This is a genomic window from Amycolatopsis sp. CA-126428 (assembly GCF_002904335.1).
In the GTDB taxonomy this organism is placed as follows: Bacteria; Actinomycetota; Actinomycetes; order Mycobacteriales; family Pseudonocardiaceae; genus Amycolatopsis.
Genome location: NZ_PPHF01000137.1, coordinates 40,418 through 47,034, shown reverse-complemented (window position 1 = coordinate 47,034; position 6,617 = coordinate 40,418). Strand labels below are relative to the sequence as shown.

The 6,617-nt window shown below is 71.6% G+C and carries 8 protein-coding genes and 1 pseudogene; 5 read left to right on the top strand and 4 right to left on the bottom strand.

All coding sequences use genetic code 11. The features are described from left to right. A pseudogene (locus tag C2L58_RS50935) lies at positions 1-85 on the top strand (fasciclin domain-containing protein); the annotation flags it as partial. 253 nt (positions 86-338) lie between these two features. Here the strand turns inward: C2L58_RS50935 and C2L58_RS34495 are convergent. From C2L58_RS34495 to C2L58_RS34485, 3 genes are all read right to left on the bottom strand, one after another. Further along, entirely contained in the window at positions 339-1,796 is a 1,458-nt protein-coding gene (locus C2L58_RS34495; protein WP_103341834.1) for a cellulose binding domain-containing protein, read from the bottom strand. A gap of 286 nt (positions 1,797-2,082) precedes the next feature. Further along, positions 2,083-2,658, bottom strand: a complete 576-nt coding sequence (locus C2L58_RS34490) for a TetR/AcrR family transcriptional regulator (protein WP_233226098.1) — start codon at positions 2,656-2,658, stop codon at positions 2,083-2,085. Positions 2,659-2,683: 25 nt separating this feature from the next. Beyond that, positions 2,684-3,274: a TetR/AcrR family transcriptional regulator gene (locus C2L58_RS34485; RefSeq protein ID WP_103341832.1), complete on the bottom strand. Its 591-nt coding sequence runs from the start codon at positions 3,272-3,274 to the stop codon at positions 2,684-2,686. A gap of 51 nt (positions 3,275-3,325) precedes the next feature. On the opposite strand from C2L58_RS34485, the gene C2L58_RS34480 reads away from it, so the two are divergent. The 3 genes from C2L58_RS34480 (at position 3,326) to C2L58_RS34470 (ending at position 5,781) form a co-directional block, all read left to right on the top strand. Next, positions 3,326-4,267, top strand: a complete 942-nt coding sequence (locus C2L58_RS34480) for an SDR family NAD(P)-dependent oxidoreductase (protein ID WP_199191598.1) — start codon at positions 3,326-3,328, stop codon at positions 4,265-4,267. 109 nt (positions 4,268-4,376) lie between these two features. Further along, positions 4,377-5,213: an alpha/beta fold hydrolase gene (locus tag C2L58_RS34475; RefSeq protein WP_103341830.1), complete on the top strand. Its 837-nt coding sequence runs from the start codon at positions 4,377-4,379 to the stop codon at positions 5,211-5,213. After that, a complete protein-coding gene (locus C2L58_RS34470) occupies positions 5,206-5,781 on the top strand; it encodes a TetR/AcrR family transcriptional regulator (RefSeq protein ID WP_103341829.1) in 576 nt (191 codons plus the stop codon). Before C2L58_RS34475 ends, C2L58_RS34470 begins: the two co-directional genes overlap by 8 nt. 38 nt (positions 5,782-5,819) lie before the next feature. Here the strand turns inward: C2L58_RS34470 and C2L58_RS34465 are convergent, their stop codons facing one another. Continuing rightward, complete coding sequence (locus C2L58_RS34465; protein ID WP_233226100.1) at positions 5,820-6,074, bottom strand: cellulose binding domain-containing protein; 255 nt, start codon at positions 6,072-6,074, stop codon at positions 5,820-5,822. Here C2L58_RS34465 and C2L58_RS50930 point away from each other — a divergent pair. Further along, the gene (locus C2L58_RS50930; RefSeq protein WP_233226101.1) at positions 6,028-6,525 is read left to right on the top strand and encodes a hypothetical protein; all 498 of its coding nucleotides are present in this window, start codon (positions 6,028-6,030) and stop codon (positions 6,523-6,525) included. The genes C2L58_RS34465 and C2L58_RS50930 overlap by 47 nt on opposite strands. Positions 6,526-6,617: the final 92 nt, after the last annotated feature.

Genomic DNA, 6,617 nt, shown 5'->3' with positions numbered 1-6,617 from the left:
GAAGATCCTGTGCGGCAACATCCCCACCAAGAACGCCACGGTCTTCGTGATCGACAAGGTGCTGACGCCGGGCACCAACAAGTAAGGAATCCGTCCGGGCCCGCCTGAAATCCTCTTGCGGGCAGGCCCGGAACGTCGCCGCCGCGAGCCTGCTCGCGGCGGCGACAGCCATGTCCGCGGAAAACTCGATACCGCGTCGGGCCCCTTGGACCCGACGGCGGGGGACGCCGAAGCGGCGGCGCCCCGCCGATCGCCGCCACGGCCGGTTCACTCCCGGGCCGTGGCGGCGATCGGCCTGGGGAAACGGCCGCTGCAGACCACCGTGCACCCGAGCGGTCTCACCAGGTGAGCGGCAGGGTGGCGAGGTAGTCGGTGAGCAGCCCCGAGATGATCTGGTGGTCGTGGCGGGAGAAGTGCCAGTCGCAGCCGAGGTGGTCCAGGCGCGGGTCGTCGAAGTTCCAGAACCGGACCCGGCTGTCGCCTTGGGCGTTGCGGTCGGAGACGACCTGCTGGGCCTGGGGGGCGAACAGGTTCGTCGCGCCGACGACGATGATCGTGCCGGCGCCGTACTGTGCGCGGAGCTTGTCGAGGAAGCCTTGGTAGGCGCTCTTGTACGCGGCGACCAGGCTGTCGGCGGTCCACGGTTCGCCGGGGTTGACGGCCGTGCTGAAGTCGTGGGTGCCCAAGGCGACCACGACCAGCTGCGGCCGCCACGTGGCGGGGTTGTGCCACACGTCGCCGGACACGTTCTGGAGCGTGCGGTCGTAGGAGGTGCGGAAGTCGGTCCCGGGGTCGCCGCCGTTGTAGTTGCGCACCATGCCGCGGCCGGAGTACGCGTTGACCTGGTAGTCGGCGTTCAGGCCGTGGGCGGCGAGGGCGGCGTAGCTGATGTCGGTGTTGGTGTTGCGGTCGATCCCGCCGGTGGCCGAGCAGTCGCGGGTGGTGGAGAGGTCGCCGTAGCCCGCGGTCAGCGAGTCGCCGATGAACTCGACCTGCCGGCTGCGGGCGGCGGGCTTCGCGAGGATCTCCCCGCCGGGTGCCGCGACGAAACCGTCGAACTCGCCGGCGACCCACGGGCTTTCGGTCCGTTTGACCAGCCGTACGCTGTGTTCGGCGTCGGTCAGCCCCCGGATCTGGCGGGTGGTGCGGCCCGGGGTGACCAGCGTGGCGACCGTGGCGCCGTCGACCTGGATGTCGTAGTCGTTCTGGGCGTCGTTGAGCACGACGTCGACGCCGGTGCCGCGGAAGCGGCCCTCGAAGGAGATACCGGGCCAGGTGTACTGCGCGGCACTCGCCGTGAGCTTCACCCGGCCCACCGTGTACACGCCGGCCAACGCGTCCACCGGCGGTGGCGACGTGGTCGTCGCCGGGGGCACCGGACCGTTGCACGGGGTGCCGTTGACGGCGAAGCCGGTGGGTACCGGGTTGGCGGAGCCGGCCAACGAGCCGGTGAACCCGAGCCGGGTGCTCGCGCCGGTGCCGAGGGAGCCGTTCCAGGCGGCGTTGCCGACGGTCACCCGGTCGCCGGACTGGGTGGCGGTGCCGTTCCAGAGCTGGGTGACGCGCTGACCGGCGGCGAACGTCCAGGTGAGCTGCCAGCTCGCGACCGGATCGCCGAGGTTGGTGACGTCGACGTTAGCGCTGAAGCCGCCCGGCCACTGGCTGGCGACCGCGTAATCGATCCGGCAGCCCGCGGCGGCCCGGGCGGCGGGAACCGCCCCCACGGTGACGGCGGCGGCCACGACGGTCAAGACACCGGCGACGGCGCTCAGGCGTGATCGGCGGATGGTGTGCATGGGCGTTCCTCCGAGACCAGGCGATGGGACGGGCACGGCGGGTCTGGAAGCGCTCTCAAACCGAGTTTACCGCCTGGCCGCCCAACTTGACTGCCTCATCCAGCCGAACCGGCACACTGAGTCGACGACCCGACGGCGGCGTCCAGATCGACGCCTTCCGCCCTTGAGTGGCGGGTGGTACCGCCGATCGGGCCGCCATTGCCCGGCTGGTGCGGACCGATGGGATCCGGGTTGCCGCGATGGTGGCTCATTTCGCCTTCGCCGTCATCGCCATTGCGGGGACGAGCTAACCCGCCTGGTCCTGCCAGGTTCCCACGCTGTCCACGAGCCGCCCGAGGAAGTCGTCGGAGGCCGGGGCGCGCTGCATGGTCGTGCGGTAGACGATCGGTCCCACGAGCATCGCCGTCAAGTCGGCGGGCTCGATGTCGGCCTCCAGTTCGCCGGCGGCGGCGGCCGATCGGATGGCGGCGTGGATCCGCTCGGTGATCGTCTTGACGGACTCGTCGTGGGGGTGTGCTGTCTGAGCGTCCGTGAGTGCGGATTGCGCCAGCGTCAGCGAAACCGCGGCGACGGCGGGGATGGCGAGCTCGTCGGCCATCTGCCGAAGCTCTTCACGCAGCCATAGGCGAACGGGCGTCTCCGGAGTGCGGAACAGCGGGAGGCCGGCGCCGCCCATGGCGTCGAGCAGCAGCTGGTCGGTCCGGGGCCAGTGCCGGTAGACGGTGGCCCGGCCGACGCCGGCTTCCTGAGCGACTCGCTGGTGCGTGACCGCGTCGAGGCCCTCCTCGGCCAGCAGCCGCCGGGCGGCGGCGAGCATCGCCTCCCGGCTGCGCACCGCTCGCGGATCCGCTGAGTAGCTCATCGTCGCATCGTACGAGACAAGTGCCTCATTGATGGGGAGCACGATCCCGGCCGCCGGGCCGGATCGCGTCGACCAGCATGCGCACGAGCTGCTCCACGCCGGCCCGCCACGTGTCCTTCGACAGGTGACCGCTGAGCTCCATCCCCGCGATACCGTGCGCACTCGACATCAGCAGGGCGCCGTAAGGGCCGGCGTCCGGCTCGCCGACCACGTCCGCGACGAGGACGAGGAACTCCTTTTCGAGGCGGCTCGCGGCCTCGGCGGCGGCCGGCGTGTCCACCGGGGTGCTGAACATCAGCGCGTACCGGTGCGGCTGCCGCCGGGCGAGCCCGATCAGCGTCAGGATGCCCCACTCGAGCCGGGCCTCGGCGGTGGTGCCGGCGTCCGCGCGTGCTTGCTCGACGTCGTCCGCCAGCGAGTTCCACGCGTTGATCGCGAGCTGCGTCAGCAGGTGCTCCTTGTTCTCGAAGTGGCCGTAGGGGGCGCCACGCGAAACTCCGGCCCGCGCTCCGACCGCGCGGAGGGTCACCGCGGCCGGGCCACCTTCGTCCAGCAGCTCGGATGCGGCACGGACGAGGGCCTGTCGCGTGGCTGCGGCGCTCTCGGCTCGGGTCATGCGGGGCAGTCTATTTGACAATGTCAGCCGAGTTCGGGGACAGTCGTTGATATGACAATGTCACATGAGTTGCCCGACCTCGCGGGACGCACGATCGTCGTCACCGGGACGACCTCCGGCCTCGGCCTCGCCCTCTCCGGCGCACTGGCGGCCGCGGGTGCCCGCGTCCTGATGACCGTTCGCGACGCCGAGCGCGGAGCGGCCGCCGTCGAACAGGTCAGGGCCGGCTTCGAGGGTCCCGGCTCGGCTGAATCCGTGCTGCTCGACCTGGCCGACCTCGCCTCGGTGCGCGCCGCGGCCGCGGACATCCGGGACCGCACCGGGGATCGAGTCGACGTGCTGGTCAACAACGCCGCCGTGTCGCTGGGGCCGCACGCGCGGACCCGGGACGGGTTCGAGCTGCAATTCGGGACCAATCACCTCGGCCCGGCCGCGCTGACCTGGCTGCTGATGCCGGCGCTGCGGGCCGCCGGAACCCTCGGGCGGCCCTCCCGGGTGGTGACGACGTCGAGCCTGGCGCACCGCACCGGCGGGCTTGATCTCACCGACCTGGCCTGGGAGCGCCGGCGCTACTCGCCCACGCGGGCCTACGGGGCCTCGAAACTGGCGAACGTGCTGTTCTCGGCCGAGCTCGACCGGCGGTTGCGGCTCGCCGGCGACCCGGTGCTGTCGATCGCCGCCCACCCCGGGCTGACGGCTTCGGACCTGCTGAACAACGCGCTCGCCCGCGGCAACACGTGGAAAGCCCGGCTGCTCGTGCTGCCGGATCGCTGGGTGTCCCAGCCGGTCGCCGCCGGGATCCGGCCCCAGCTGCTCGCGGCCACCGGGCCGGTGCGCGGCGGCGATTACCTGGGCCCGACCGGGCCGTTCGAGGTCCGCGGTCCGGCCGGACCCGCACGCCGCTCGGCGGCCGCGAAGGACCCGGCGCTCGCCGGCGAGCTTTGGCGGGCCACGGCCACCGCCACCGGCGTCACCCCGGACCCGGGCACATGAGGCCGCCCCCTGGACAGGCGCGGTCTCGTTGCGCTTCCGGGTATTGACCCAGTTGGCTAACGCCGCTAGCTTAAAGCTATCGACGTTAGCCAATCCGCTGGAGTGCATCGTGACCGAGTACCTGAGCATCGCCGGCAACACCATCGCCTACGACGTGACGGGGCAGGGACCCCTGGTCGTCCTGGCGCACGGTCTCGGCGACAGCCGCCACTCCTACCGCTTCCTCGCCCCGGCCCTGGCCGCGCAGGGCTACCAGGTCGCCAACGTCGACATCCGCGGGTGCGGGGACTCGAGCCTGGGCTGGGACGGCTACAGCCGCACGGACATCGCCGGCGACCTGGTCGCCCTCGTTCGCCGGCTGGGTGGCCCGGCCGTGATCATCGGCCAGTCGATCAGCGGGGGCGCGGCGACCATCGCGGCCGCCACCGCGCCGGAGGTGATCGCCGGGGTGATCGAGCTGGCGCCGTTCACCCGCGCGCAGTCCTTCGACCTCGGCGGGCTGGTGCGGGTGAAGCGCTTCCGCGCCGGTTACACCCAGATGGCCCAGGTCATCGTGCGCGGAAGACTCGCGAACTGGACGAAGTACCTCGACCTGGCGCTGCCGGTCAAACCGGCCGACTGGGACAGCGAGCTGGCCCGGATCGAGGCGAAGCTGAGTGAGCCCGGCCGGATGAAGGTGCTGCAGGCGATGTGCAAGACCAGCCCGGCCGACGCCGGTGCGCAGTTGGGCAACGTCAAGTGCCCGGTCCTGATCATCGAGGGCAGCGCCGACCCCGACTGGGCCGACCCTCGCGCAGAAGGCGAGAAGACTGTCGCTGACCTGCCCGACGGACTTGGTGAACTGGCGGTCATCGAAGGGGCCGGGCACTACCCGCACGTCCAGACGCCGGATCAGGTCGTCGCGCTGGCCCTGCCGTTCCTCGGCAGGACGCTGACTCGTGCCTAGGGCCGGGCTCACCCCGGCCATCGTCACCGAGGCCGGGGCCGCGCTGGCCGACGAGATCGGGTTCGCGCAGCTCAGCATGGGCCTGGTCGCCGAGCGGCTCGGAGTCAGAACTCCTTCGCTCTACAAGCACGTCACCAGCCAGGCCGACCTCGTCCACCGCATCGCCGTCCAGGCCGCGAACGAACTCGCCGACGATATTCGCGACGCGACCCAAGGCCGGGCCGGCAGCGAGGCCTTCACCGCCGGGGCGCAGGCGATGCGGCGGTACGTGAAGGACCATCCCGGCCGGTACGCGGCGGGCAACGCCGCCCGCCCGGCCGGGCCCGGCGACCCGCTCACCGCGGCGCTCGACCGGGTGCTCGCTTCGTGGGCGGCCATGCTGCACGGGTACCGGATCGACGCCGGCCAGGAGATCCACGCCCTGCGGATGCTGCGCACCATGCTCCACGGATTCGCGACACTGGAAGCGGCCAACGGGTTCCGGATCGACGAGGACGTCGAAGACAGCTTCACCTGGTTGATCGACTTCGTCGACCGCGGCCTGCGGTCCTTGGACGGATTCCGGTGAGCCGCCGCCGGTGACGTGCCGAGCGCGAGGAACCCCGTTCAGCCGGCCGGACAGGCGGCCCCGTTCACGGTGAACCCGGTCGGAGCGGGGTTCGAGGCGGCGGATGATCCGTTGAACCCCGTCGTGAACGCTTCGCCCGGCTGGAGATCCGTTTTCCAGGACGGAGCCAGGGCGGTCAGCCGGTTCCCGCGTTGGGTCCAGGTGCCGTTCCAGCCTTCGGTCAGTCGCTGACCGGCGGTGAACGTCATGGCCAGCGACCACGAGCGAAGCGTGTCGGGTCCTCGATTCGTGATCGTCGCCGAAGCGGTGAAACCGTTCGGCCAGGAATGTTCGATCGCGAAGTGGACCGAGCAACTCGGCCGGCCCGGCGGGGTCATCGGCGCGCTACCCGGGCTGGTGGCGGAGTTCGGCGCGCTCGGCCGGCTCCGCTCCGTCGACGGCGGTGTCGCCGGGGTGCGGGTAGCGCTTTCCCAGACCGGCTTGGCCGGGTGGGATGGTGCCGGCGTGGGGGATCCGGTGGCGCTCGACGAGTCGGCGGCCAGCACGGTATCCGCGGAACGCGGGGAAGGCGTGCCCGGGGTCCCGGTCGCCCGCGGCAGGGAGACGAAGGGAAATCCCGCGTGCGGCGGGTTCGACGGAGCCGTGGTGGCGCCGATCCAGGCGACGACTCCGCATGCGACAGCCGTGACGCCGAGGGCCACCGCGGCTTGTACGCTCCTGCGCCGCTTCGCGGGAGTCCGATGAGCCGGGTCTTTCCCTTGGCGGCTGCCGGGTTCCCGCGCTTCGCGAGAGGCGTCGGTGACACCGCGGCCAGGGGCTTCCGCGCCGGCCGGTCT

What these genes read in the sequence shown, in the direction of transcription:
- C2L58_RS34495 (WP_103341834.1), bottom strand. Translation starts at nt 1,796, where the DNA reads ATGCACACCATCCGCCGATCACGCCTGAGCGCCGTCGCCGGTGTCTTG.
- C2L58_RS34490 (WP_233226098.1), bottom strand. Translation starts at nt 2,658, where the DNA reads ATGAGCTACTCAGCGGATCCGCGAGCGGTGCGCAGCCGGGAGGCGATG.
- C2L58_RS34485 (WP_103341832.1), bottom strand. Translation starts at nt 3,274, where the DNA reads ATGACCCGAGCCGAGAGCGCCGCAGCCACGCGACAGGCCCTCGTCCGT.
- C2L58_RS34480 (WP_199191598.1), top strand. Translation starts at nt 3,326, where the DNA reads ATGACAATGTCACATGAGTTGCCCGACCTCGCGGGACGCACGATCGTC.
- C2L58_RS50930 (WP_233226101.1), top strand. Translation starts at nt 6,028, where the DNA reads ATGGCCAGCGACCACGAGCGAAGCGTGTCGGGTCCTCGATTCGTGATC.